The sequence below is a fragment of the Delftia sp. PE138 genome, from assembly GCF_018320755.1.
GTDB lineage: Bacteria > Pseudomonadota > Gammaproteobacteria > Burkholderiales > Burkholderiaceae_C > Comamonas > Comamonas tsuruhatensis.
In genome coordinates this window covers 1768224-1793291 of the sequence record NZ_JABEPN010000001.1, presented here as the reverse complement: position 1 = coordinate 1793291, position 25068 = coordinate 1768224, and the positions used below count along the sequence as shown (strand labels likewise).

Sequence of the window (25068 nt, the reverse complement as noted above, 5' to 3'; positions counted from 1 at the left end):
CTGCATGACATCTGTTTATGCCCAACGCCGCGCACGCTTGGCCGCCCAGTTGGGCGCCGGCGGCATCGCCATCATTCCCACCGCTCCCGAGCGCCAGCGCAACCGGGACACCGGCTATCTGTACCGCCACGACAGCTATTTCTATTACCTGACCGGCTTTGCCGAGCCCAATGCCTGCCTGGTACTGGCCGCCGATGGCACCAGCGTGCTGTTTTGCCAGCCCAAGGACCTGGAGCGCGAAATCTGGGACGGCATCCGCCTGGGCCCCGAGGCTGCCGTGGCCACGCTGGGCGTGAGCCAGGCGTTCTCCAGCGCCGAGATCGATACGCGCCTGCCGCGCCTGCTGGAGAACCGGGGCCGCCTCTGGTATCCGTTCGCCACGCATGAAGGGCTGGCCGTGCGCGTGGAAGGCTGGCTGGGCCAGGTGCGCGCACGGGTGCGCTTTGGCGCGCTGTGCCCGTCCGAGCAGGGCGACCTGTGCACGCTGCTGGACGAGATGCGCCTGGTCAAGGACGCCCACGAGCAGGACATCATGCGCCGCGCCGCCGCCATCAGCGCCCAGGCCCATATCCGCGCCATGCAGCGCTCGGCGCGCATGCTGCGCGCAGGCCAGGAAGTGCGTGAATACCACCTGGATGCCGAGCTGCTGCATGAATTCCGCCAGCAGGGCTCGCAGTACGTGGCCTACGGCTCCATCGTGGCCGCCGGCGCCAATGCCTGCGTGCTGCACTACCAGGCCGACAAGGCCCCCGTGCGCGCGGGCGAACTGGTGCTCATCGACGCCGGCTGCGAGCTCGACGGCTACGCCAGCGACATCACGCGCACCTTCCCCGCCGATGGCCGCTTCACCGGCCCGCAGCGCGCGCTCTACGAGCTGGTGCTGGAAAGCCAGAAGGCTGCCGTGGCGGCCACGCGGGCCGGCGCGCGCTTCAACGATCCGCACGACGCCACCGTGGCCGTGCTGGCGCAGGGCATGCTGGATCTGGGCCTGCTGGACAAAAAGGTCTATGGCAATGCCCAGGACGTGATCGAGCAGCGCGCCTTCTTCCAGTTCTACATGCACCGCACCGGCCACTGGCTGGGCATGGACGTGCATGACTGCGGCAGCTATGTGGAGCCTTCGGAGCTGGGCCAGTCGCACGAGCGCAAGGACCCGCTGTCGGGCGAGACCATCACCAACCGCCCCAGCCGCATCCTGCGTCCGGGAATGTGCACCACCATCGAGCCGGGCATCTACGTGCGCCCTGCGGCCGGCGTGCCCGAGCAGTTCCACAACATCGGCATCCGCATCGAGGACGATGCCATCGTCACCGAGACCGGCTGCGAGCTGATCACGCGCGGCGTGCCCGTGGAGCCCGACGAGATAGAAGCCTTGATGCGTGACTGACAACGCCAGCCTGCCCACCACCGGCCCCGTGTCCACTCTCATGCCCGCCCCATCGGCCTATGCCGCACCCGCACTGCCCCGGCTGAGCTGGCGCATCTTCACGGTGCTCTGGCTGCTGGGGCTGCCCGGCGTGGCGGCCATGGCCTGGTTCGTGCTGCCCGACTGGATGCGCATGCTGGGCCTGCCCGTGGAGCCGCTGGTCACGCCGCTCACCGGCATCGGCGTGATGGCCGCGCTGCTGGCCCTGCCCGTGGGCGTGGGCGTGTGGCTGGGGCCGCGGCTGGGCCTGTCCGCACCGCTGCTGACCACCTGGGTGGCCGGGCGTTCGCCCCAGCGCGCCGTGCGCTACCTCACGCTGCCGGGGCTGGCCGGCGGCGTGGTCGGCGCGGCCTGGCTGGTGACCCTGGCCCTGGCCTGGCCCGACGACCTGACCCTGATCGACCCCGTCTACGCCATGCCGCTGGGCGCCAAGATGCTGTACGCGGGCATCACGGCCGAGCTGGTGATGCGGCTGGGCGGCATGACGCTGGTGATGTGGCTGCTGTGGCGGCTGAGCGGGCGCACAGACCGCCGCCCGGGATGGACGCTGGGCTGGTGGTCCGTCATGCTGTCGGCCCTGCTGTGGGGCATGCTGCAGCTGGCCCTGGCCTGGAGCACCTGGGGCGGCCTGTCGGACGCGCTGGTGCTGCAGTTGCTGCTGTTCGAGGTCGTCCACGGCGCCGTGGGCGGCTTCCTGTTCTGGCGCTATGGCCTGGAGGCGGCCATGGTGGCCCATGCCATCACCTACCTGCTCTCGCACGGGCTGGTGTGAGGCCTGGCGTCTGCGCACTGACACCGCCAGGATGAAGCGTCACAGAAGCCTCAGCGAGCCGAACAGGCCCTCGGTCTCGTCCTCGGGGCCGGCGGCGAAGTAGAGCGCGTCGCTGTCGCCCAGGGCCACGCCGTTGCCGAACTGCAGGGCCCACAGGCCGGGGATGGCCACGGGGCGGTGCTGCGCGTCGCGCAGATCGTCCACATAGCGGCCCGTGGACAGGTCGAAGGCACAGATGCGGCCTGCTCCCCCGAAGTTGCCGACCAGCAGGTGCCCCGCCAGTGCGCCGAAGCCGTCAGGAGCGATGGCCACGCCCCAGGGCGCATTCAGGCGTCCATCGTCCTCATACATGCGCAGCAGGCGGCCGTCGAGGTCGAACTCGGCCAGCCTGCCGCGCGCAGGCCGGTTGCCGCTGGCCGCTTCTGCGGCTGCGTCCAGCGCATCCTCCTCGCCGGCATGGAACGCCAGGGGATCGTCCGGGTCGGGCTGGCTGATCGCATAGAGCACGAACACGCGGTCGCGGCGGCCGTCGTTGACGACCTGGATGTTGAAGGGCACCGGATCACCGGGCCGGGCCTCGCCTGCCGCGCCTGATGCGAACGGGTTGGCGAAGCCCTGGGTGGGCACCAGTTGCCACTGCGCGTCCAGCGTGCGGATCTGGGGCCGGGCGCCGAAGTCGGCCATCCACACGCGGTCCCATCGGCCCGTGTGGATGGCGGCCCCGAAGAAAGCCATGCCCTGGTCGGCGCCATTGAACATTTCCACCGCAGGGCCGTCCACCCGGACGATGGCGCCCGTCTGCGCATCGCGCTCCGTCCAGGCGCTGACGCTGCCGCTGTCGGTCACGAAGACGAAGCGGGCCGAGCCCTCGAGCAGGCGTCCGGCGGCAGGCTGCTGCCGGACCCGCAGCAGCTGCGAGTCCAGGGGCGCACCGTTGTAGACCACGCCGGTGACTTTGCCGGCACTGTCATCGCCGGTCAGGGCATCGGAGCGCGGAACGGCCACTTCGCGCAGGCCGTCCTGGTGCAGGGCGCGCATCCCGGGATCGGCCGAGCGAGCCACGTCACCGATGAACTGCCAGGACGTGCCCCCGCCGCCAATCCAGAAATGGCCTCCCGCGCCGGCCGGGCGGATGGCGATGCCCCAGCCGTTGACGAAGCCGGGCTGCGTGAAGCGCGCGCCGTAGCGCGCATGGCTGGCGAGCAGGGGAGTCTGGACATAGCGGTTGGCGGCAACATCGCCACCCGCGCCGCAGGCGGTCAGCGCCGGGGAGGCCAGGGTGGTCAGAACAAAGCGTCTGCGGTCAAGCATGGTGGATTTCCTGGTGGCATGGCAAAGCTGTGGATGGACTGGCTGAGCATGCGAAACCAAGGGGAACCGTATGTTCTGGCTGCGGCCTGCGGGCCGGGTGGACCACAGGAATATGAAGGCGATGCTAGGAAGCAGGGGCGGGCCGCGTCAATGTGGACCAGTCTGATTCTGTGGTGTCCTGCGGCGCGGTGAGCATTGCGAACGCGGCGGGCAAAACTGCTTTCACAGGAGGCCGGCATGGCACAGCGCCTTTGCCGGGAATGCTGCCGTGCAGCATCAAAAGCAATAGCGGCAAAGGCAGTGCACCGCAGTGTTCGGCGATGGCAGCGGCATCCGGCCGCCCCCTTGCGCAGGCTCAGGACGCGGGGTCTTCAGGCCCGCACCGCATGCCGGAATGTTGCCTTCATGTAACCGCATTCGTGTGAGAATTGAAACCCGATTACAAACCCTGAGCGAGAGACATTCCATGCAAGTGAGCCGTGCCACCAAGATCGTCGCCACCCTGGGCCCCGCTTCCAGCGACCCGCAACTGCTGGAACAGATGGTGCGCGAAGGCGTCAACGTGGTGCGCCTGAATTTCAGCCACGGCAAGGCGCAGGACCACATCGACCGCGCCACCATGGTGCGCGAGGCGGCCCAGCGCGCAGGCCGCGAGGTGGCCATCATGGCCGACCTGCAGGGCCCCAAGATCCGCGTCGGCAAGTTCGCCGAAGGCAAGGTCATGCTGGAGCCCGGCGCGCGCTTCGTGCTCGACGCGTCGCGCACCGAGCCCGGCGACATCAACGGCGTGGGCCTGGACTACAAGGAACTGCCGCGCGACGTGAAGCCCGGCGACGTGCTGCTGCTCAACGACGGCCTGATCGTGCTCACCGTGGACCATGTGCGTGGCGACGAGGTGCACACCACCGTCAAGCTCGGCGGCGAGCTGTCCAACAACAAGGGCATCAACAAGCAGGGCGGCGGCCTGACGGCCCCGGCGCTGACGGCCAAGGATATGGAGGACATCAAGACCGCCATGAGCTTCCAGGCCGACTACGTGGCCGTGAGCTTTCCCAAGAACGCCACCGACATGGAGATGGCGCGCCAGCTGTGCAACGTGGCTGCGGCCCAGTACGGCCACAAGCCCGGCCTGATCGCCAAGATCGAGCGCGCCGAGGCCATTCCGCGCCTGGAAGAGATCCTGCATGTCTCCGACGGCATCATGGTGGCGCGCGGCGACCTGGCCGTGGAAGTGGGCAACGCGGCCGTGCCCGCGCTGCAAAAGAAGATGATCCGCATGGCGCGCGACATGGACAAGTTCGTGATCACCGCCACGCAGATGATGGAGAGCATGATCACCAACCCCGTGCCCACGCGCGCCGAGGTCAGCGACGTGGCCAACGCCGTGCTGGACGGCACGGACGCCGTCATGCTCAGCGCCGAGACCGCCGCCGGCAGGTACCCGCTGGAGACCGTGCAGGAAATGGCCAAGATCTGCGCCGCCGCGGAAGCGGCCGAAGACCCGGACAGCGATGCCGAGTTCACCGGCCGCCAGTTCTCGCGCATCGACCAGTCGATCGCCATCGGCGCGCTGTTCACGGCCCACCACCTGGGCGCCAAGGCCATCGTCGCCATGACGGACAGCGGCTCCACCGCGCTGTGGATGAGCCGCCACCGCATCCACATCCCCATCTACGCGCTCACGCCCAAGATCTCCACGCAGCGCAAGATGGCCATGTACCGCAACGTGCGCCCCCTGCTCATGGACACCAGCGCCGACCGCGACACCGCGCTGGACCAGGCCGAAGGCCATCTGCGCGCGCGCAACATCGTGCAAAGCGGCGATGTCTACGCCATCACCTGCGGCGAGCCCATGGGCCAGCCCGGTGGCACGAACATGCTGAAGATATGTCGTGTGAACTAACCCCCTGAGGCGCTTCGCGCCTTCCCCCTCTCGCTACGCGGGGGGGGGGACGACACCCTCGCGGCGGGGCGGCCCTTGCTCGGTGTCCCTCGTTCTGGGGGGCGCCAGTTTTATGTGCCGTGCGCTATGCCTTCGCCATGGTCTATCGGGGCCTGCCTGAGTGGGTTCGTGCGTTGTAGGGCAGCAGGTTGGGCATGACGGCAAGGCGGCGCCACAGCGCAGCATGCCAGACCAGGGTGGCGCTGCAGATGCCCACGATGGCACCGCCGACCACATCGGACGGGAAGTGCACGCCCAGGTGCACGCGGCTCCAGCCCATGCCCAGGGCCAGCGACCAGGCGGACACCATGACCCAGCGGCGGTGGAGCGTGCAGCCCAGGGTCAGCGCCTGGGCCAGGGCAAAGGCGCCCGTGGCGTGCATGCTCGGAAAGCTGGACCGCAGCGCGTGTTCCACCCATTGCACGCCCATGCCCAGCTGGGCAGGACGCGGCGCGGGGAAGCCCCAGCGGACCAGCCGTGCCACGGCCCAGGCGGCCAGCATGGACAGCAGGGCCAGCACCAGCGTGCGGCGCAGGGCGGGCGAGCCGCGCAGCAACCCGGCCATCACGGGAAGGGCGCACAGCGAGGGAAGCCAGGAGGAGATGGCGCGCGCCGCCTCGATCGAGATGGCGGGCGTTTGCGCGTTGGCGTTCAGCAGCGTGAACAGGGCGGGGTCCAGGGGCAGCATGGCAACGCTTGATCAGGGAGTGGAAGGCGGAAGGCTGGCGGCGGGCCACAGGGAGTCAGGCGCGCTGTCCCGGGTGCGCAGCGCACGCGTGACCGCCAGGTCGAAAAGCCAGCCCGCCGTCCAGCACAGCCAGCCGGTCCACAGCGTGTGGCTCATGAAATGGGCGCCGCGCATCTGCTGGGCCAGGCCCATCGACAGGCCTGCGGCCAGCGAGACGGCCAGCCAGATCCAGGCTGCGCGCGGTGCATGGCGGCGCAGCGCGAAATAGCCGGCCAGAAAGGCGAAGCCTGCAGAGGCGTGTCCTGCGGGAAAGCAGCGGCCCGGCCCGCCGTCGGCCAGGCCCAGCGACCAGTGCGAGACATGGCGCGCCACGCCGCCGAACTCGGCCAGGTCCCAGGGGCAACTGGTCGCGCTGGTGTACTTGAGCAGCGAGATCAGGGCCAGCGACAGCAAGATGCCCGCCACCAGCTGCACGCGCCGCCCGTGAGGCAGCAGGCGCAGCGGGCCGATGGGCCGCCAGACGCACAGCGTCAGGCCCAGCACCACCAGCCAGGCCAGGCGGCGTGCGCTTTCGTGGGCGATGTTCACGAAGAACCAGTCCGAACGCAGCGCAAAGCCATCGGCGTCGCCAAACCAGCGGGCCATGGCCAGGTCCAGGGCGCCGGCATCCCAGGCCAGGACCACGGCCAGCGCCGCCAGGGTCCACAGCAGGGTGCTTTTGAAGGAGGGGCCCTGCGCAGGGGCGGCGGAAAAATCTCGGGGTTCAGGTGTCGGCATGGCCGGCAGCATGAGAAGCGCGGCTTAAACCCGTCTTAACGCATGCCCCGGCGTGCGGCCATCGTCTGGCGCCGCAGCCGGCAGCGGCCATTGCACAATGCGCGCATGCGAATACTGGTCGTCGAAGACAATGCGGGCATTGCCGCAGGCCTGCAGGCCAATCTGCAACAGCGCCGCTATGCGGTCGACGTCTGCTCCACCGTGGCCGATGCCTGGCATGCGCTGGAGATGGAGCGCTTCGACGCCGTGCTGCTGGACCTGGGCCTGCCCGACGGCGATGGCAGCGAAATCCTGCGCCGCCTGCGGAGCCCGCGCCGCCCGGGTGGCGACAGCCACGCCCTGCCGGACCCCAACACGCCCGTGCTCATCCTCACCGCGCGCGACCAGGTGCGCGAGCGCATCGCCGGGCTGGACCTGGGTGCCGACGATTACCTGGTCAAGCCCTTCGACATCGACGAGCTGGAGGCGCGGCTGCGCGCCATGCTGCGCCGCGCAGGAGGCCAGGCGGCACCCGTGATCCGCCATGGCGAGCTGGAAGTCGATCCGGCCGCGCGCACCGTGCGCCGCGACGGAAAGCTGGTGGAGATGTCGCCGCGCGAGTTCTCCGTGCTCTGGGTGCTGCTGCAGGCGCGCGGGCGCGTGCTCTCGCGCCAGCAGATCGAGGAACATCTCTACAGCTGGGGCACGGCCGTGGAAAGCAATGCCGTCGAGGTCCATATCCACCACCTGCGCAAGAAACTGGGCAATGCCAGCATCGTCACCATGCGCGGCGTGGGCTACTTTCTTCCTGCGGAGAACCCATGAGCACCGCGCAGCAGCGCCGCCCCTCGCTGATCTGGCATCTGATGGCCTGGATGCTGGGCGCGCTGGTCGTGGTCTGGGCCAGCTTCGTGGCACTGGGCTACCAGACCGGCGTGCACGAGGCAGACGAGCTCACCGACGGCCACCTGGCCGGCGTCGCTGCGCTGGTGCTCAACCTGGAAGTCGCAGGCGCCGTAGGCCAGGGAGCAGCCACGCCCGTGCATGAGCCCCCCGGCCTCATGGCCCACGACTACCAGCAGTCGCTGAGCGTGGCCCTGTGGGATGGCGCGGGGCGGCTGATCTCGCGCACGGGCGATGCGCCCGAGCCCGCCTTCGACACCGAGCAGGGCTTTGCCACCCTGCGCCTGGGTCCCGAGCATCGGGCCTGGCGCAGCTTCACCCAATGGAGCCGCGACCATGCACGCAAGGTCAGCGTGATGATCGAGTTGCAGGAGCGCGACGAACTGGCCGACGACATCGCGGGCCAGATGATCGAGCCGGGCCTGTGGCTTTTGCCTGTGGTCGCGCTGGCGCTGGGGCTGGCCATTCGACGCGGCATGCGGCCGCTCAACGAACTTTCGCGCGAGGTCGAGCGCCTGGACCTGGCCCAGGCCGAGCGCGTCTCGCACCGCCACGCGCTTCGGGAATTCATGCCCGTGGTGAACTCCATCAACACCTTGCTGGACCGCCAGCAGGAGGCGCTGGAGCGAGAGCGCAGCCTGGCCAACGAAGTGGCCCATGAACTGCGCACGCCGCTGGCCTCCATCGCCTTGCAGGCGCGTGCCCTGGGCGATGCGCCGGCCGGCGCCATGGACGCTCCGGCCCAGCGCGCCGCGCTGGCGCGCATAGGCCAGGACGCGCTGCACGCCGGCCATGTGCTCAGCCAGCTGCTGGCACTGGCGCGCGCAGGACGCGCCATGCTGGCCGACCCGCCCGTGCCCGTGGACCTGGCCGCGCTGGCCCGCCAGGTGGTGGCCGCCCATGCGCAGGCGGCCTGGCAGCGCGGCTGCAGCCTGTCCGTGCAGGCGCCTGAGGCACTGGGCGTGATGGGCAATGCCGTGCTGCTGGAGCTGGCGCTGCGCAACCTGGTGGAAAACGCCCTCAAGCACACACCGCACGGCACGCAGATCGAGGTGCAGGCCGGGCAGGGGCCGGATGGCGAGGTCTGGCTGCAGGTCTGCGATGACGGCCGCCGTAGCGACGGCCTCCGTGACGGCGCAGAGCGCGCGGCAGCGCCCGTGGACAGCCTGCACCTGGGCCACGAGATCGTGGCGCGCGTGCTGCGCGCCCACCAGGGAAGCTTTGGCGAGGCCGCGCCGCCCGAAGGCTTCACGACCTGCTACCGCATGGGAATGCCCGGGACAGGGTTGGCGGCAGCTGGTTAAAATCGCCAGTTACCAAGCGGTTACTGCCGCGATCCCCCGGCCGCAGCCCCGCAGCGAACCCATGACGCAGCGGCGGCCGCCATGCGGCAGGGGCATCCCCCTCTCAACAACTTGATACGGACCCTACACATGCCTCTCGTTTCGATGCGCGAACTGCTGGACCACGCTGCCGAAAACGGCTACGGTCTTCCCGCCTTCAACGTCAACAACCTGGAGCAGGTGCAAGCCGTGATGTCGGCCGCCGACGAAGTGGGCGCGCCCGTCATCCTGCAGGCCAGCGCAGGCGCCCGCAAGTACGCCGGCGAGCCCTTCATCAAGCACCTGATCCAGGCCGCCGCCGAGCAGTATCCCCACATCCCCCTGGTCATGCACCAGGACCACGGCACCTCGCCCGCCATCTGCCAGGGCGCGCTGAACCTGGGCTTCGGCTCGGTGATGATGGACGGCTCGCTGATGGAAGACGGCAAGACGCCTTCCTCCTTCGAATACAACGTGGACGTGACCCGCAAGGTCGTGGAAATGGCCCACAAGCTGGGCGCCACCGTCGAAGGTGAACTCGGCTGCCTGGGCTCGCTGGAAACCGGCATGGCCGGCGAGGAAGACGGCGTGGGTGCCGAAGGCGTGCTCGACCACTCGGCCCTGCTGACCGACCCCGAGGAAGCGGCCCAGTTCGTCAAGGCCACGCAACTGGACGCGCTGGCCATTGCCATCGGCACCAGCCACGGCGCCTACAAGTTCACGCGCAAGCCCACGGGCGACATCCTGTCCATCCAGCGCGTCAAGGAAATCCACGCCCGCCTGCCCAACACCCACCTGGTCATGCACGGCTCCTCCTCCGTGCCCCAGGAACTGCTGGAAATCATCCGCCAGTACGGCGGCGCCATGAAGGAAACCTACGGCGTGCCCGTCGAGGAAATCCAGGAAGCCATCAAGCACGGCGTGCGCAAGATCAACATCGACACCGACATCCGCCTGGCGATGACCGGCGCCGTGCGCAAGTTCCTGGCCGAGAACCCCGAGAAGTTCGACGCCCGCGAATGGCTCAAGCCCGCCCGCGAAGCCGCCAAGCAGATCTGCAAGGCCCGCTACATCGAGTTCGGCTGCGAAGGCCAGGGCGCCAAGATCAAGGGCTACACGCTGGAGCAGATGGCCGCCAAGTACGCTGCCGGTTCGCTGCAGCAGGTCGTGAACTGAACGGTTCCTTCCCCTTCAAAAAAGCCCGCCGGTCCGCCTGCGGGCTTTTTTGTTGTCAGCGCGGCGCGGGGGCCGCAGCCTGGGACCGCTGGGGCACGGCCATGGCCATCTCGTCATCGGGCACCACGGGCTGGGGGTGGCTGGCGTTCCAGCCCGACACCAGCAGGCTGGTGCCCGACAGCACCAGCAGCAGGCAGACCATCCATTCGACCAGCCGCTTGGGCAGGGCGGGCGGATGGCGCATGTGCAGCCAGGTCACCACCGTCACCACGGGAAAGGCCAGGGCCGCCGCCAGCAGCACGCTGGCGGTGATCTCGCCCTCCCAGGCCACCATCACCAGGCGCAGCAGCGCGCAGGTAAGGAACATGGCAAACAGGCACTGGCGCACCACCAGGCGGTCCAGCGGCTGGCGGTACAGGTGGTAGACCATGGGCGGGCCTGGCGTGGCAAACAGCCCGCCCAGCAGCCCCGAGGCCACACCGGCCACCCACAGCGACACCGGCCCCGACACCTGCGCGTTGACCTGCTTTTGCAGCAGCAGCAACAGCGCGCAGGCCACGATGGCCAGGCCCAGCAGCATGCGCAGCCCGCTCAGCGCATTGCCGCTGAGCCACTGCAGCAGCAGCACGCCGCCGATCACGCCGATGACGCTGCTGATCAGCATGGGCTTGAGCAGGGACCACTGCGGCACCTGGCGGTGGGCGCGCAGGTAGGCCACGCCGTTGACCACGGACAGCAGGCAGGCCACGTTGGCCGCATCGCCAATGCCCATCAGGTGCGTGGCACCGGCCACGCCCACGAAGATCAGCCCGAAGGCAAAGCCCGTCAGGTTCTGGCAAAACGTGGCCAGGCCCACCAGGGCCAGGAACATCACATACTGGATCACACTCATCGAAACGCTTTCTGGCGCGCCGCTGCGCCGAACCGGCGACGCTAACACGGAGCGCCTTCGCCTGCCCGGGCGCCGAAGTCACCAGCGGGCGCCCCAGGCCAACGTGCCAGGCCGGCGTGTCAGTCCGACGTCTCAGGCGGCTGGCGTGTTGAGCCGCTGCAGCCGCTCGGGCGTGCCCACGTCGGTCCAGCGCCCGGCATACAGGCTGGCGCTCACCTGGCCGGCGGCCATCGCCCGGCGCAGCAGCGCCACCAGCGGCACGCGCCAACCGTCGGGGTTGCCGGGCGGGATGTCGCACCAGGGCGCGGCAAACAGCTCGGCGCGCAGCAGCGCAATGGTGCCGTAGGTCTGGCGCGGACGGGCATCGCCCTCGGGCCAGTCGCAGGCCAGGCCCAGTTCGTCCACGCCGAAGTCGCCACGCGGATGGTGCTCGGGGTTGGGCACCAGCCACAGATGGGCCAGCCGTCCGCTGGCGGCAAATTCGCGGGCCGCCTCGAACGGGAAATCGAAGTCGGGCGCGTAGACATCGCCGGCCGCCAGCCAGAACACCGTGTCCAGAAGCGGCAACGCGCGCGCAATGCCTCCTGCGGTCTCCAGCGCCTGCTCGGGCTCGGGGGAATAGGCCAGATGCAGCGGCTCGCCACCTGTGTCGGGCGCGAAGCGCGCCCCGAAGCGCGCGGGAATCTGCTCGCCCAGCCAGCCCGTGTTGACCACGGCGCGGCGCACGCCGGCCTGCGCAAGGGCCTGCAGGTGGTGCTGCAGCAGTGGCCGGCCCTGCACCTGCAGCAGCGGCTTGGGGCAGGTGTCGGTCAGCGGCCGCATGCGCTCGCCACGGCCTGCGGCCAGCAGCATGGCCGGTGGCTGCTCGGTGAGGAAAAGCGCCTTGGCGGCGGGGAACGGCTGGATGGGCGAGGCGGTCATGGAGCGCAACTGTAGACCATTGCCAGCGGCCATTGCCCCGCGCGCGGGAGCCGAAAACCCGCGTCCTTTAAAATAGCCGGCTTACTCTGATTACCCCCTCCTTCACGGAGCGCCCTGATGGCCAACACTCAACAAATGGCGAATGCGATCCGCGCACTCGCAATGGATGCCGTTCAACAAGCCAACTCCGGCCACCCCGGCGCCCCCATGGGCATGGCCGACATGGCCGTGGCACTGTGGAGCCGTCACCTCAAGCACAACCCCGTCAACCCGCAATGGGCTGACCGTGACCGCTTCATCCTGTCCAACGGCCACGGCTCCATGCTGATCTACGCGCTGCTGCACCTCACGGGCTACGCGCTGCCGATCGACGAGCTCAAGAACTTCCGCCAGCTGCACAGCAAGACGGCCGGCCACCCCGAAGTGGGCATCACCCCCGGCGTGGAAACCACCACCGGCCCGCTGGGCCAGGGCATCACCAATGCCGTGGGCTTCGCGCTGGCCGAAAAGCTGCTGGCCGCCGAGTTCAACCGCGCAGGCCACGCCATCGTCGACCACCACACCTACGTGTTCCTGGGTGACGGCTGCCTGATGGAAGGCATCAGCCACGAGGCCGCGGCCCTGGCCGGCGCCTGGAAGCTGGGCAAGCTGGTGGCGCTGTACGACGACAACGGCATCTCCATCGACGGCAAGGTCGCCCCCTGGTTCATCGACAACACGCCCGCCCGCTTCGAAGCCTATGGCTGGAACGTGGTGCGCGACGTGGACGGCCACAACGTGCAGGCCATCGATGCCGCCATCGCCGCCGCCAAGAAGAGCAGCGACAAGCCCACGCTGATCTGCTGCAAGACCAGCATCGGCAAGGGCTCGCCCAACCGCCAGGACACGGCCAAGGCCCACGGCGAGCCCCTGGGCGCCGAGGAAATCGCACTGACCCGCGCAGCCCTGGGCTGGGAGCACGGCCCCTTCGACATCCCCGCCAGCGTCTACGGCGACTGGGATGCCAAGGCCGCCGGCGCCAAGGCCGAAGCGGCCTGGAACAAGAAGTTCGCCGCCTATGCCAAGGCCTTCCCCGAACTGGCTGCCGAATTCAAGCGCCGCATGGCCGGTGACCTGCCCGCCAACTTCGGCGAGATCGCCGCGCAGATCGCCTCCGACGCGCATGACGCAGGCGCCACCGTGGCCAGCCGCAAGGCCAGCCAGCTGGCCCTGGAAGGCCTGACCGCAGCCCTGCCCGAACTGCTGGGCGGCTCGGCCGACCTGACCGGCTCCAACCTGACCAACACCAAGAGCACGCCTTCGCTGCGCGTGGACGACAAGGGTGCCGTGGTCATGACCGAAGACGGCAAGATCGGCCGCCACATCAACTACGGTGTGCGCGAGTTCGGCATGGCCGCCATCATGAACGGCATCGCCCTGCATGGCGGCTACATCCCCTACGCAGGCACCTTCCTGACCTTCAGCGACTACAGCCGCAACGCCATCCGCATGGCCGCGCTGATGAAGCAGCGCGTGGTCCATGTCTTCACGCACGACTCCATCGGCCTGGGCGAAGACGGCCCGACCCACCAGTCCATCGAGCACGCCGCCTCTCTGCGCCTGATCCCGGGCCTGGATGTCTGGCGCCCTGCCGACACCACGGAAACCGCCGTCGCCTGGACCGTGGCCCTGAGCCAGAAGAACAAGCCCACGGCCCTGCTGCTGTCGCGCCAGAACCTGGCCTACGCAGCCAAGACCGAAGACGCGCTGGACGACATCGCCTGCGGCGCCTACGTGCTGTCCGAGCCCAAGGCCGTCGGCCTGAACAAGAAGGCCCAGGCCGTCATCATCGCCACCGGCTCCGAAGTGCAGCTGGCCCTGGCCGCCCAGAAGCTGCTGGCCGAGCGCAAGGTCGCCGTGCGCGTGGTCTCCATGCCCAGCACCACCACCTTCGACAGGCAGGACGCCAAGTACAAGAGCCAGGTGCTGCCGGCCAACCTGCCGCGCATCGCCGTGGAAATGGGCGTGACCGACTTCTGGTGGAAGTACGGCTGCGCCGCTGTCGTCGGCATCGACACCTACGGCGAATCCGCCCCCGCGCCCGTGCTGTTCAAGCACTTCGGCTTCACGGCAGAGAACGTGGCCGACACCGTGCAGGCTGCGCTCAAGCGTTAAGTCGACAGCCCGCCTCTTCGTAACCAGTGCAATGCAGCCACCACGGACGAGCGAAATGGAAGACAGAAAAACCATCAAGGTGATACGTCTCGTTTTGGTCGGCCTGGTGGCTGCATTTTTACTGTTCTGGGGTTTCGTTTGGTCTACTTTTGATGTGAGCGGTGCTGGTCGATATTCGATTGCTTTACGCGTTGGAGCGCCCGCACATCTTCGATCTGTTGAGCTTGTGGCGGAATGTAGAGATCCCAAGTATCGATGGAAAGGCCGTGATGGTGCGGGTGCCCCATTCAGCTCGGTGACTTATGGCAGCTTGGCGCCAGGTGTTGATATTTTAAAAGAATACGAATCAATATATAAGAATAAATCTTGCAAAAATAATTCTTCCATATCGAATTCAAATTCGTCAATTATATTGAATATGGATTGTGAGAATAGTGATTTTCTGACGGCTAGAGTATTTCTTTCGGGAGATGGTGTGTGCAAGGATGTTACTGTTGAATTCTTAGGTAACGAGTAAACACAGGGGGGAAGGGATGAGTAAGCGCGAAGATATATTGGATGGTTCGCTGGCCGCGAACAGCGTTTATGGGCTTGTCTATACCTGCAACTTTGGATGGCTCGATTTAGGGCATATGAATCCAAAATCCAAGAGAGCTCATACTGGCGCGGAGACTCTTTGGCGCGAAATCAATGCTGGTGGTCCCGATGTTAGACAGTGCCTTGGCTCACATCCGCAGCTTTGTACCCTCCCTTCAAGGGCGAATGCTTACCCATTAGTGACGTTTCCGGACAAGATTTCTACAGGTTTTAGAGTGGTGCACGTTCAAGAAATGTTTGCACTTGGCAATAGAATTTCTTCAGGAGTTAAGCGGGAATATATTGTTCGACACAATTTATCTGTGGCGGAGAAAAAATCGGTTGCATTAGCCATTTTCATGGAGGTGAGTTTGGAATTCGAGGCTCATCAAGAATTATTTCCGAAATTTGTCACTGATAGTGGGTTCAGTCAGGAAGATTTGGTCTCTAATTTGATTGGCTTTCATATAGGTGTCGGAACGGTGACCTTGGCGGAAGTAATCGCAATGGCGAAGCCTGTTTCAAAGGAAACGGCCTTGGCTATATGGGACCGAAATGGCGCAGTGGGCAGTCATAAAAATAGAGGGTTCAAACCGATGTATAGCCCAGATACCTTTATGTTGTCAGACAAATCTTGTATTGATGAATGTCGTGGTATTGTTCCTCGTGCACCCGTTTTTTTCGAAAAAATAAAGCCTGCAAAAAAAGGTGAACTATTTATGAATAATATGCTGGGCGGTATTTGATTAGCAAGGTTCTTGAAACTTTTTTACTGAGGAAATTTCTATGGCAATCAAAATTGGTATCAACGGCTTCGGCCGCATCGGCCGCATGGTGTTCCGCGCTGCCGTGCAGAACTTCAGCGACATCGAAGTCGTGGGCATCAACGACCTGCTCGAGCCCGACTACCTGGCCTACATGCTCAAGTACGACAGCGTGCACGGCCGCTTCAAGGGTGAGGTCTCGGTGGAGGGCTCCAACCTGATCGTCAACGGCAAGACCATCCGCCTGACGCAGGAGCGCGACCCCGCCAACCTGAAGTGGAACGAAGTCGGCGCCGACATCGTGATCGAGGCCACCGGCCTGTTCCTGACCGACGAGACCGCACGCAAGCACCTGGCTGCCGGCGCCAAGAAGGTCATCATGTCCGCGCCTTCCAAGGACAGCACCCCGATGTTCGTCTTCGGCGTGAACTGCAAGACCTACGCTGGCCAGGACGTGATCTCCAACGCCTCCTGCACCACCAACTGCCTGGCTCCCGTGGCCAAGGTGCTCAACGACAAGTGGGGCATCAAGCGCGGCCTGATGACCACCGTGCACGCTGCCACTGCCACGCAAAAGACCGTGGACGGCCCCAGCAACAAGGACTGGCGCGGCGGCCGCGGCATCCTGGAAAACATCATTCCCTCCAGCACGGGCGCAGCCAAGGCCGTGGGCGTGGTGATTCCCGAGCTCAACAAGAAGCTGACCGGCATGTCCTTCCGCGTGCCCACCTCCGACGTGTCGGTGGTGGACCTGACGGTGGAGCTGAACAGCGAAGCCAGCTACGAAGAGATCTGCGCCGAAATGAAGGCCCAGTCGCAAGGCGCGCTCAAGGGCGTGCTGGGCTACACCGAAGACAAGGTCGTGGCCACGGACTTCCGCGGCGAGTCCTGCACCTCGGTGTTCGATGCCGAAGCCGGCATCGCCCTGGACAAGACCTTCGTGAAGGTCGTGTCCTGGTACGACAACGAGTGGGGCTACTCCAACAAGTGCCTGGAAATGGTGCGCGTGGTCGCCGCCAAGTAATCCTGGCGTGAACCGCTGCGGGGCCTGTCGAAGGGCCTCGCACCAGGCCGGCATCGGACGCGATGCCGGCCTTTTTCATGGAGGCTGCGACACTGGCGGCCTGTTCAACTCCCGTGATTCGACCGCCATGCAACCCGCCCTTTGCAGCGTCTGCAACAAGGACCCGACGCAGGAACCCGGCCTGCTGCACGGAGACTGGCTGTGCTTTGCCGACCATTGCGCCGAGCAGGCCGACATGCTGTCCCATCCGCAGGGACTGGCCTATTTCTGCTCTGTGCATCTGCCGGCTGCGAAGGCCCTCACGCATTTGCCGCAGCAGGAAGCGATGGCACGGCTTGCGCATGCCTGCGCGCGTTCGTGAGCCCGCCACTGTTCCGCACTGCAAGCGTTGCTCGACAAAGCCGGCACTGGCGGCGCGGCATCATGGCCGCATGACTACTTCATCCGCATTGCACGAGACCATTGGCTTTGACGACTTCCTCAAGGTGGAGTTGCGCGTGGGCCGCATCGTGGACGCCCAGGTGTTCAAGGAGGCGCGCCGCCCGGCCTATGTGCTGCAGGTCGATTTCGGCCCCGAATTGGGCCTGCGCAAGTCCAGCGCCCAGATCACGGCGCTGTACCGGCCCGAGGAACTGATAGGCCGCCAGGTGGTGGCCGTGCTGAACTTTCCCAGCAAGCAGATCGGTCCCATGCGCTCGGAATGCCTGGTCACGGGATTCCACAACGAGAGCGGCGAGGTCGCGCTGTGCGTGCCCGACCGCGAGGTGCCGCTGGGCACCAAGCTGCTGTGACGGCCTTGCGGACTATTCGATGCGCGCGCCGGCCGCCTTGACGATGCGGCCGGCTGCCTCCCAGTCGTTCCCGGGGCGGCGCCGGAATGCGACGCCACCTCTCAACCTGACGCCATGCGCTGCGCGAGAAAGTCCAGGAAGGCCGTGATGCGCGCGGCCAGCGCCGTGTTGCGGTAGTAGACGGCGTGGATGGGCTGGCGCTGCTGCACGGTCTCGCGCGCCAGCACCTGCACCAGCTCGCCCTGGGCGCGATCGCGCACGGTCATGAAGTCGGCCAGGCAGACCACGCCCTGGCCGGCCAGGGCCAGCTGGCGCATGGTCTCGCCGCTGGAGGCCGTGAGCTGGGGCGCGGCATCCCAGCGGTCGCCGCCCTCGGGCGTGCGCAGCGGCCAGTGGTTCAGGCCCGGCACCTGGCTGTTGCCGATGCGCTGGTGGCGCGCCAGCGCGGCCACGCTCGCCACGGGGCCATGGGCCTGCAGGTAGGCGGGGCTGGCCAGCACGCGCAGCAGGCTGTGGCACAGCAGCCGCGCATGCAGCGTGGAGTCGCGCAGCTCGCCGATGCGGATGGCGATGTCGGTGCGCTGGGCCAGCAGGTCGATGTGCAGGTCATCGGTGTTCAGCTCCAGCGTGATCAGCGGATAGAGCGCGCGGAACTCACCCACCAGCGGCACGATGGCATGCAGCATGAAGGGCGAGGCCGCGTTGACGCGCAGCAGCCCGGCCGGCGCCTCACGGCGCGCGGCCAGTTCCTCCTCGGCCGCGTCCAGGGCCTGCAGCACCTCGCGCGTGCGGGCCAGGAAGCGCGCGCCTTCCTCGGTCAGCTCCAGGCTGCGCGTGGTGCGCCGCACCAAGGTGGTGGCCAGCTTTTTCTCCAGGCGCGACAGGCTGCGGCTGATGCCCGAGGTGGTCTGTCCCAACTGCTCGGCCGCCGCCGTGATGCTGCCGCAGTCGATCACGGCGCGAAAGGCCTGCAGTTCGTCCAGCGTGGTTTTCATGGGATGCCAGCTTGGCGCAATTGTTGCTGCAGCGTCAAATATTTTCTGCCGATACCAGGCTTTATCTGCAAGCGTGAACGCGCCAGACTGCAGTCTTCGAGGCGTTGTTCCGCGCCTTTTTTGCTTTTTTTGAAAGTCCTGCATGACATCGACTGCCTCTCTCGCTTCCGTGGTGCCCGCCTTCGGCCTGGGCACCTTCCGCCTCAAGGATGAGGTGGTGCGCCACTCCGTGGGCCAGGCCCTGGAAGTGGGCTACCGCGCCATCGACACCGCCCAGATCTACGGCAACGAGGCCGATGTGGGGGCCGCCATCGCCGCCAGCGCCGTGCCGCGCGATCAGCTGTTCCTCACCACCAAGATCTGGACCGAGAACCTGTCCGCCGACGCGCTGATCCCCAGCCTGGAGCTCAGCCTTGAAGCCCTGCGCACCGACCATGTGGAGCTGACGCTGATCCACTGGCCTTCGCGCAGCGTGCCGCTGGAGGACAGCCTGGGCGCCCTCATGCGCGCCAGGGAGCAGGGGCTGACGCGCCACATCGGCGTGTCCAACTTCAACATCGCGCTGCTGCAGCAGTCCATCGCCGCCGTGGGCGCCACGAACATCGCCACCAACCAGATCGAGCTCAGCCCCTATCTGCAAAACCGCGCCGTCACCGACTTCGCACGCCAGCAGGGTATCCACACCACCTCGTACATGACGCTGGGCTACGGCAAGCTGCTGGCCGATCCCGTGCTGGCCGACATCGCCGCCGCCCGCGGCGCCACGCCCGCCCAGGTGGCGCTGGCCTGGGCCATGGCCATGGGGTATGCCGTCATTCCCTCGTCCACCCGGCGCGCCCACCTGCAGGCCAACCTGGACAGCTGCCAGCTGGTGCTGGGCGCCGAAGACATGCAGCGCATCGCCGCGCTGGAGCGCGGCGACCGCCAGGTCAGCCCAGACGGGCTGGCTCCGGCCTGGGATTGAACCGCGGTCGTGACGGAGGGCCTGGGTGGCCCGGCGAGCTTTGACCTGGAGCAACGCAATGCGGACCCTAGGGGTAGTACTAGGGTTATCACAGTATCGAACGACCGTGCTTTTTATGAGAATGCACGATTAGTCGAGACAACCAGGAGACAAGCAGCATGAGTGACCGCCCATGGCTGGGTGCCTATCCGGCAGGTGTGCCCGCCGACATCGATCCCTCCCAATACCCTTCGCTGGTGGCCCTGATGGAGGAGGCCTTCAGCCGCTACGCGGACCGTGTGGCCTATTCCTTCATGGGCAAGGAGCTGACCTACTCCCAGGTCGATGCGCAAAGCCGCGCCTTCGCTGCCTATCTGCAGAGCCTGGGCCTGGCCCGCGGCGACCGCGTGGCGCTGATGATGCCCAACGTGCCCCAGTACCCCGTGGCCGTGGCCGCCGTGCTGCGCGCCGGTTTCGTGGTGGTCAACGTCAACCCGCTGTACACGGCGCGCGAGCTGGAGCACCAGCTCAAGGACTCGGGCGCCAAGGCCATCGTCATCATCGAGAACTTCGCCCACACGCTGCAGGCCTGCAAGGCCGCCACGCCCGTGCAGCACATGGTGCTGTGCACCATGGGCGACCAGCTGGGCATGCTCAAGGGCGCCATCGTCAATTACGTGGTGCGCAAGGTCAAGAAGCTGGTGCCGCCGTTCTCGCTGCCAGGGGCCGTGCGCTTCAACGACGCGCTGGCCAAGGGCATGCGCTCGCCCTTCCAGGCGCCGCAGCTGCAGGCCTCCGACATGGCCCTGTTGCAGTACACGGGCGGCACCACGGGCGTGAGCAAGGGCGCGGTGCTGCTGCACAGCAACATCATCGCCAACGTGCTGCAGTCCGAGGCCTGGAACCAGCCCGCCATGGGCAAGGTGCCGGCCGGCGAGCAGCCCACCAGCATCTGCGCGCTGCCGCTGTACCACATCTTCGCCTTCACGGTGAACATGATGCTGTCCATGCGCACGGGCGGCAAAACCATCCTGATTCCCAATCCGCGCGACCTCAAGGCCACGCTCAAGGAGCTGTCCACGCAGCGCTTTCACAGCTTCCCGGCCGTGAGCACGCTGTTCAACGGCCTGGCCAACCACCCGGACTTCAACACCGTGGACTGGTCGCACCTGAAGGTCTCGGTCGGCGGCGGCATGGCGGTGCAAAGCGCCGTGGCCCAGCTGTGGCTGCAAAAGACCGGCTGTCCCATCTGCGAGGGCTACGGCCTGTCGGAGACCAGTCCCTCGGTCAGCTGCAACCCCGTCACCTCCACCGAGTTCTCGGGCACCATCGGCGTGCCCCTGCCCAGCACCTGGATGAAGCTCGTCGATGACGAAGGAAACGACGTGACCACCATCGGCGAGCGCGGCGAGGTCGCCATCAAGGGCCCGCAGGTCATGGCCGCCTACTGGCAGCGCCCCGACGAAACCGCCAAGGTGTTCACCGCCGACGGCTACTTTCGCACCGGCGACATCGGCACCATGGACGAGCGCGGCTACTTCAAGATCGTGGACCGCAAGAAGGACATGGTCCTGGTCAGCGGCTTCAACGTCTATCCCAATGAAGTGGAAGACGTGGTCTCCAACTGCCCCGGCGTGCTCGAATGCGCCGTGGTCGGCGTGCCCGACGAGAAGACCGGCGAGGCCGTCAAGCTGGTCATCGTGCGCAAGGACGACAGCCTCACCGAACAGGCCGTGCGCGACTTCTGCCACGACAACCTCACGGGCTACAAGCGGCCCCGCGTGATCGAGTTCCGCACCGAACTGCCCAAGACCCCGGTTGGCAAGATCCTGCGCCGGGAGCTGCGCGACAGCAAGTAACGCGGGCGGCTTGCCGTGTTTGCAAAGAGGCGCTGCGGCGCCTCTTTTCATTGGGAGGGAACACGTCTTCAGAACACGCCCGGACCCGCCAGGACCAGCGCCGCCAGCGCCACGGCCGCCGCATTGAGGCAGGCCAGCGCAAAGCCGAAGCGCACCAGCTCGCCTTCTTCCTGCGCGGTGGTCCGTGCCAAGCCCAGCACCAGCATCACGATGGACAAAGAGCCCAGCGCCGCATGCCCGGCGGCGCTGTTGTGCACGGCGGCCAGCAGCAGGCGCGAGGACTCGGGCAGCAGGGCGATGGCGGGCATGAAGATCGCGTTGCCGCCCACGTTGGAGCCCGTCATGTAGCCGGCCAGCGCACCGAAGGCGGCCACGATCGGCGCCAGGGCCGCAGGCGCCAGCTCGGCCAGCATCTGCACCAGGCCGGACAGGAAACCGGCCTTGACCATCATCTGGGACATCGCCAGGAAGAAGAAGATGGTCAGCAGCGGGCGCTTGGCGCGGGCGGCCAGTGCACCAGCCAGGGCAACGCCACGGCCGGCCCCGCGCGCCAGCAGCAGGGCCAGCACCAGGGTCAGCGCCACACCCGGCGAGGCCAGCGGCTTCCAGGCCACCTGGGCGCCCTGCACGATCCAGCGCTGGTCCCACTGCGTGGCCAGGGCCAGCAGCTTGAGCAGCACGATGGCAAGGGCCAGCGCCAGATACGGCCAGGCCTGTCGCGGCCAGCCGGGTGCCGCCTGGGCCGTGCCGCGCAGCAGCAGTGCGCGTACCAGCATGCCCAGCGCCACCGCAAAGCCTGCGCCCACGCCCGCCACCTCGGGACCCAGCCAGCGGCTGATGCCATGCAGCACGCCCACGAACAGCAGGCCAAAGCCGCCCAGCAGCAGCCAGGCCCGCGCACCGCGCTCGCCTGCCAGGTGCAGGGACAGGGCGCCCAGCACCAGGAACACCGGCGCGCTGGTCAGCGAGGACACAGCGGCCAGCGCGGCCGCATCCACATGGGCCAGCGAGGCTCCGATCACCGTGGCCAGGCCCAGCGTGCCCCAGGGCATGATGGCCATGCCCGCCAGCGCCATGCGCAGTGCGGCGCGCCGCTCGAACAGGCTCAGCAGCAGCGGCACGGTGGCGATCAGCGACACGCCAAAACCCGTCATCGCCTCCAGCAGCGGCGCCAGGCCCAGCACGATGAACACCACCTGATCGGCCGGCCCCAGGCCCAGCGAGCGCACCCACTGGCTCAGCGCCTGGTTGACACCCATGCGTTCGATGAGGATCACGAAACCCAGGCCCGGCACGATCACGAAGGCCGTGCTCAGGAACAGCACGCCCGTGTCGCGCGCTGCGGCCAGGGCGGCGCCGGAAGCGGCGGTGCCCTTGGCCATCCAGGCATCGACCAGCCACAGCAGGGCGACCAGCGCCGCCCCGGCCATGGCCGCCTGCACAGGCGGGCGGCGCAAAACCATGAGCATGGACATCACAAGAAACACGGGAGACAGGTGGAGCAGGGTGGCCATGGGATGGGCTTTCTCGGCAGGCAGGTCCGCATGCGTTGGATGCGGAAAACGACGAAATACTATTTCGCAGCACCTGTTTTTTGGTCTCTGAATTTAGGGTGTTTGCGAGAAAATTTCTCACCCTCCAAAAATCCTCGCGTCCCATGACCAAGCACACCGCCCACCCTGCACACCTGGCCGACCTCGACGGCTTCGACCGCGCCATCCTGGCCATCGTCCAGCGCGACAGCACGGTGCCGCTGCGCCTGCTGGCCGAGCAGGTCAACCTGTCCACGGCCGCCGTGCAGCGCCGGCTCAAGCGCATGCAGGCCGAAGGCGTGATCACCGGCCAGGCCGCCACCGTGGACCCCACGCGCGTGGGCCGGCCCATCACCATCATCGTGGAGGTCATGACCGAGCGCACCAGCATCGACGCGCTCAACGCCATGAAATCGCACTTCGCCGTGCCCGAGGTCCAGCAGTGCTACTACGTCACGGGCGAGGTGGACTTCGTGCTCGTGCTCACCGTGGCCACCATGCAGGAGTACGAGGCGCTGGCGAGGCGCCTGTTTGCCGAGAACCCCAACGTCAAATGGTTCAAGACCATCGTGGCGCTGGACCGCGTGAAGGTCGGGCTGGAAATTCCCTGCGAGTGAAGGCCCTTTGGCGCAATCTTGACAGCCGCTAAACGGCCGCCTACATTGAATGGAATGATCGTTCCAATTCAATGAGCCACCATGCGCACCAAGGACTTCGACCCCGATGACATTGCAGACGCCGCCATGCAGGTGTTCTGGCAGCGCGGCTACGCGGCCACCTCGGTGCAGGACCTGGTGGACGGCACGGGCCTGTCGCGCAGCAGCCTGTACGGCACCTTCGAGAACAAGCAGGGGCTGTTCCAGCATGCGCTGCGCCGCTATGAGGCCGTGACCACCTCCAACGTGGAACTGCTGTCCGGCCCGGGACGCGCCCGGGACCTGGTGCGGCAACTGCTGCTGCGCATCGTGCAGGACGAATTGAGCGATGCCGGGCGCCGGGGCTGCCTGGTCGCCAATGCCGCGCTGGAGCTGGCCGGCCATGACGAGGCCGTGGCCGAGAGGGTGGCCGGCAACTTCCAGCGCCTGCAAAAGGCGCTGGAAAAGCTCATCCTGCGCGGCCAGCAGGAAGGCGACATCACCGACAGCAAAAAGCCGCGCGCCCTGGCGCGCTTCGTCCTGAACACCGTGCAGGGCCTGCGCGTGCTGGGCAAGGGCAGCAGCGCGCCGCAGCGCCGCCAGTGCCTGATGGACGTGGTCGACGTGGTCGACATGGCGCTGCAGGCGCAATAGCCGGCCACCCGTCACCCGCCGCGCGCATGTCGTGCCGTTGCGGGTTTTTATTTTCCTTGAATTGGAATGATCGTTCCAGTAATGCGGATTTCAGTTTTCCGTGTCTGTTTCACTCTCTCATCACCCAGGAGTTCCCATGCATTCAAACCTTCAAACCACCATTGCGGTGCTCGGCACGGGCCTGATCGGTGCGCCCGTCGCGCGTAACCTGCAACGCAAGGGCTTCACCGTCCGGGCCTGGAACCGGACGGCCGCCAAGGCCCAGGCCCTTGCGGCCGACGGCGTTCAGGCCTGTGGCGACGCGGCCGACGCCGTGCGTGGCGCCCGCATCGTCGTCACTGTGCTCAAGGACGGGCCGGCCGTGCTGCAGGCCATGCAGGCTGCAGCGCCCGCATTGCAGCCGGGCACACTGTGGCTGCAACTGAGCACGGTGGGGGTGGACGCCATCGCGCCGCTGGCGCAGTTCGCCGATCGGCATGGCCTGGCGTTCTACGACTGCCCCGTGCAGGGCACGCGCCAGCCGGCCGAGCAGGGCCAGCTGGTCATCCTGGCCGCAGGCCCGCTGGCGCAGCGCGGCCAGGTGCAGCCGGTGTTCGATGCCATTGGCAAACGCAGCCTGTGGATTGCGCAGCAGGCAGGCGCCGCCAGCCGGCTCAAGCTGGCGCTCAACCACTGGGCCTTCGCACTCACGCATGGCCTGGCCGAAAGCCTGGCGCTGGCCAAGGGGCTGGACATAGAACCGGCCCTGGTGGTCGATGCCGTCACGGGCGGGCCCATGGACAGCGGCTTCTTCCAGGCCAAGGCCGCTGCCATGCTGTCAGGCCGCTACGACGCCAGCTTCACCGTGGCCAATGCCGTCAAGGACGCGCAGCTGGTGGCCGATGCCGCCGCCGGCGCAGGCCTGCTGCTGGATGGCGCCCAGGCCGGGCTGCGCCGCTTCGAGCGCGCGCTGGCCGCCGGGCATGGCGACAAGGACATGGCGGCATCCCACCTGGCATCCCATCCAGCCTCCCATGCCTGAGATGCGCAGCA

At 67.0% G+C, this 25068-nt stretch carries 24 protein-coding genes; 17 read left to right on the top strand and 7 right to left on the bottom strand.

Features of this window, described 5'->3' with window-relative positions:
• Nucleotides 1-4 precede the first annotated feature (4 nt).
• Entirely contained in the window at nucleotides 5-1387 is a 1383-nt protein-coding gene (locus HFGMBDPB_RS08115; RefSeq protein ID WP_016452064.1) for an aminopeptidase P N-terminal domain-containing protein, read from the top strand.
• Nucleotides 1380-2198, top strand: a complete 819-nt coding sequence (locus HFGMBDPB_RS08110; RefSeq protein WP_016449842.1) for a hypothetical protein — start codon at nucleotides 1380-1382, stop codon at nucleotides 2196-2198. The genes HFGMBDPB_RS08115 and HFGMBDPB_RS08110 overlap by 8 nt, the downstream gene beginning before the upstream one ends.
• 39 nt (nucleotides 2199-2237) lie before the next feature.
• On the opposite strand, the gene HFGMBDPB_RS08105 is transcribed toward HFGMBDPB_RS08110, so the two are convergent.
• Nucleotides 2238-3509: a TIGR03118 family protein gene (locus HFGMBDPB_RS08105; RefSeq protein ID WP_212645182.1), complete on the bottom strand. Its 1272-nt coding sequence runs from the start codon at nucleotides 3507-3509 to the stop codon at nucleotides 2238-2240.
• A 466-nt stretch (nucleotides 3510-3975) separates the two neighbouring features.
• On the opposite strand from HFGMBDPB_RS08105, the gene pyk reads away from it, so the two are divergent.
• Nucleotides 3976-5412 (top strand): pyruvate kinase, encoded by a 1437-nt coding sequence (pyk, locus tag HFGMBDPB_RS08100; protein ID WP_016449840.1) that lies wholly within the window; start codon nucleotides 3976-3978, stop codon nucleotides 5410-5412.
• 142 nt (nucleotides 5413-5554) lie between these two features.
• On the opposite strand, the gene HFGMBDPB_RS08095 is transcribed toward pyk, so the two are convergent.
• Together HFGMBDPB_RS08095 and HFGMBDPB_RS08090 are read right to left on the bottom strand one after the other, a co-directional pair.
• Nucleotides 5555-6139 (bottom strand): phosphatase PAP2 family protein, encoded by a 585-nt coding sequence (locus HFGMBDPB_RS08095; RefSeq protein ID WP_046238297.1) that lies wholly within the window; start codon nucleotides 6137-6139, stop codon nucleotides 5555-5557.
• A 12-nt stretch (nucleotides 6140-6151) separates the two neighbouring features.
• On the bottom strand, nucleotides 6152-6928 hold the full coding sequence (locus tag HFGMBDPB_RS08090; RefSeq protein WP_074920863.1) for a phosphatase PAP2 family protein: 777 nt from the start codon (nucleotides 6926-6928) through the stop codon (nucleotides 6152-6154).
• Between the two features lie 93 nt (nucleotides 6929-7021).
• Between HFGMBDPB_RS08090 and HFGMBDPB_RS08085 the strand changes: the two genes are divergently transcribed.
• The 3 genes from HFGMBDPB_RS08085 to fba all read left to right on the top strand — a co-directional run bounded on the left by HFGMBDPB_RS08085 (nucleotide 7022) and on the right by fba (nucleotide 10296).
• A complete protein-coding gene (locus HFGMBDPB_RS08085) occupies nucleotides 7022-7720 on the top strand; it encodes a response regulator transcription factor (protein ID WP_026062623.1) in 699 nt (232 codons plus the stop codon).
• A complete protein-coding gene (locus HFGMBDPB_RS08080) occupies nucleotides 7717-9102 on the top strand; it encodes a histidine kinase dimerization/phospho-acceptor domain-containing protein (RefSeq protein WP_212645181.1) in 1386 nt (461 codons plus the stop codon). Before HFGMBDPB_RS08085 ends, HFGMBDPB_RS08080 begins: the two co-directional genes overlap by 4 nt.
• A 129-nt stretch (nucleotides 9103-9231) precedes the next feature.
• A complete protein-coding gene (gene fba / locus HFGMBDPB_RS08075) occupies nucleotides 9232-10296 on the top strand; it encodes a class II fructose-bisphosphate aldolase (RefSeq protein WP_013804528.1) in 1065 nt (354 codons plus the stop codon).
• A 55-nt stretch (nucleotides 10297-10351) separates the two neighbouring features.
• On the opposite strand, the gene HFGMBDPB_RS08070 is transcribed toward fba, so the two are convergent.
• Together HFGMBDPB_RS08070 and HFGMBDPB_RS08065 are read right to left on the bottom strand one after the other, a co-directional pair.
• Nucleotides 10352-11188 (bottom strand): sulfite exporter TauE/SafE family protein, encoded by an 837-nt coding sequence (locus tag HFGMBDPB_RS08070; RefSeq protein WP_034363409.1) that lies wholly within the window; start codon nucleotides 11186-11188, stop codon nucleotides 10352-10354.
• Nucleotides 11189-11320: 132 nt separating this feature from the next.
• Nucleotides 11321-12109: a nucleotidyltransferase family protein gene (locus HFGMBDPB_RS08065; protein WP_034363410.1), complete on the bottom strand. Its 789-nt coding sequence runs from the start codon at nucleotides 12107-12109 to the stop codon at nucleotides 11321-11323.
• A gap of 117 nt (nucleotides 12110-12226) precedes the next feature.
• Between HFGMBDPB_RS08065 and tkt the strand changes: the two genes are divergently transcribed.
• The 6 genes from tkt (at nucleotide 12227) to HFGMBDPB_RS08035 (ending at nucleotide 17418) form a co-directional block, all read left to right on the top strand.
• On the top strand, nucleotides 12227-14263 hold the full coding sequence (gene tkt / locus HFGMBDPB_RS08060) for a transketolase (protein WP_212645180.1): 2037 nt from the start codon (nucleotides 12227-12229) through the stop codon (nucleotides 14261-14263).
• 55 nt (nucleotides 14264-14318) lie between these two features.
• Nucleotides 14319-14780: a hypothetical protein gene (locus HFGMBDPB_RS08055; RefSeq protein ID WP_209672469.1), complete on the top strand. Its 462-nt coding sequence runs from the start codon at nucleotides 14319-14321 to the stop codon at nucleotides 14778-14780.
• A gap of 16 nt (nucleotides 14781-14796) precedes the next feature.
• Complete coding sequence (locus HFGMBDPB_RS08050; protein ID WP_152683518.1) at nucleotides 14797-15585, top strand: hypothetical protein; 789 nt, start codon at nucleotides 14797-14799, stop codon at nucleotides 15583-15585.
• A gap of 40 nt (nucleotides 15586-15625) precedes the next feature.
• Complete coding sequence (gene gap, locus HFGMBDPB_RS08045) at nucleotides 15626-16627, top strand: type I glyceraldehyde-3-phosphate dehydrogenase (RefSeq protein WP_047326356.1); 1002 nt, start codon at nucleotides 15626-15628, stop codon at nucleotides 16625-16627.
• Between the two features lie 127 nt (nucleotides 16628-16754).
• Nucleotides 16755-16988 (top strand): hypothetical protein, encoded by a 234-nt coding sequence (locus HFGMBDPB_RS08040; protein WP_212645179.1) that lies wholly within the window; start codon nucleotides 16755-16757, stop codon nucleotides 16986-16988.
• A 70-nt stretch (nucleotides 16989-17058) separates the two neighbouring features.
• Nucleotides 17059-17418 carry a tRNA-binding protein gene (locus HFGMBDPB_RS08035; protein ID WP_046985618.1) on the top strand — a complete coding sequence of 120 codons (360 nt, stop codon included), beginning with the start codon at nucleotides 17059-17061 and terminating at the stop codon, nucleotides 17416-17418.
• A gap of 101 nt (nucleotides 17419-17519) precedes the next feature.
• On the opposite strand, the gene HFGMBDPB_RS08030 is transcribed toward HFGMBDPB_RS08035, so the two are convergent.
• Entirely contained in the window at nucleotides 17520-18413 is an 894-nt protein-coding gene (locus HFGMBDPB_RS08030) for a LysR family transcriptional regulator (protein ID WP_212645178.1), read from the bottom strand.
• 142 nt (nucleotides 18414-18555) lie between these two features.
• Here HFGMBDPB_RS08030 and dkgB point away from each other — a divergent pair, with 142 nt between their 5' ends.
• The gene (gene dkgB, locus HFGMBDPB_RS08025) at nucleotides 18556-19377 is read left to right on the top strand and encodes a 2,5-didehydrogluconate reductase DkgB (RefSeq protein ID WP_212645177.1); all 822 of its coding nucleotides are present in this window, start codon (nucleotides 18556-18558) and stop codon (nucleotides 19375-19377) included.
• A gap of 158 nt (nucleotides 19378-19535) precedes the next feature.
• Nucleotides 19536-21215 carry a long-chain-fatty-acid--CoA ligase gene (locus HFGMBDPB_RS08020; RefSeq protein ID WP_016449826.1) on the top strand — a complete coding sequence of 560 codons (1680 nt, stop codon included), beginning with the start codon at nucleotides 19536-19538 and terminating at the stop codon, nucleotides 21213-21215.
• A gap of 68 nt (nucleotides 21216-21283) precedes the next feature.
• Here the strand turns inward: HFGMBDPB_RS08020 and HFGMBDPB_RS08015 are convergent, their stop codons facing one another.
• Nucleotides 21284-22729: an L-lactate permease gene (locus tag HFGMBDPB_RS08015; protein WP_212645176.1), complete on the bottom strand. Its 1446-nt coding sequence runs from the start codon at nucleotides 22727-22729 to the stop codon at nucleotides 21284-21286.
• A gap of 143 nt (nucleotides 22730-22872) precedes the next feature.
• On the opposite strand from HFGMBDPB_RS08015, the gene HFGMBDPB_RS08010 reads away from it, so the two are divergent.
• The 3 genes from HFGMBDPB_RS08010 to HFGMBDPB_RS08000 all read left to right on the top strand — a co-directional run bounded on the left by HFGMBDPB_RS08010 (nucleotide 22873) and on the right by HFGMBDPB_RS08000 (nucleotide 25057).
• A complete protein-coding gene (locus HFGMBDPB_RS08010) occupies nucleotides 22873-23364 on the top strand; it encodes an Lrp/AsnC family transcriptional regulator (RefSeq protein ID WP_016449824.1) in 492 nt (163 codons plus the stop codon).
• Nucleotides 23365-23445: 81 nt separating this feature from the next.
• Nucleotides 23446-24036, top strand: coding sequence for a TetR/AcrR family transcriptional regulator (locus HFGMBDPB_RS08005; RefSeq protein WP_013804518.1), 591 nt, complete (start codon nucleotides 23446-23448; stop codon nucleotides 24034-24036).
• Nucleotides 24037-24172: 136 nt separating this feature from the next.
• Nucleotides 24173-25057 (top strand): NAD(P)-dependent oxidoreductase, encoded by an 885-nt coding sequence (locus tag HFGMBDPB_RS08000; RefSeq protein ID WP_016452055.1) that lies wholly within the window; start codon nucleotides 24173-24175, stop codon nucleotides 25055-25057.
• Nucleotides 25058-25068: the final 11 nt, after the last annotated feature.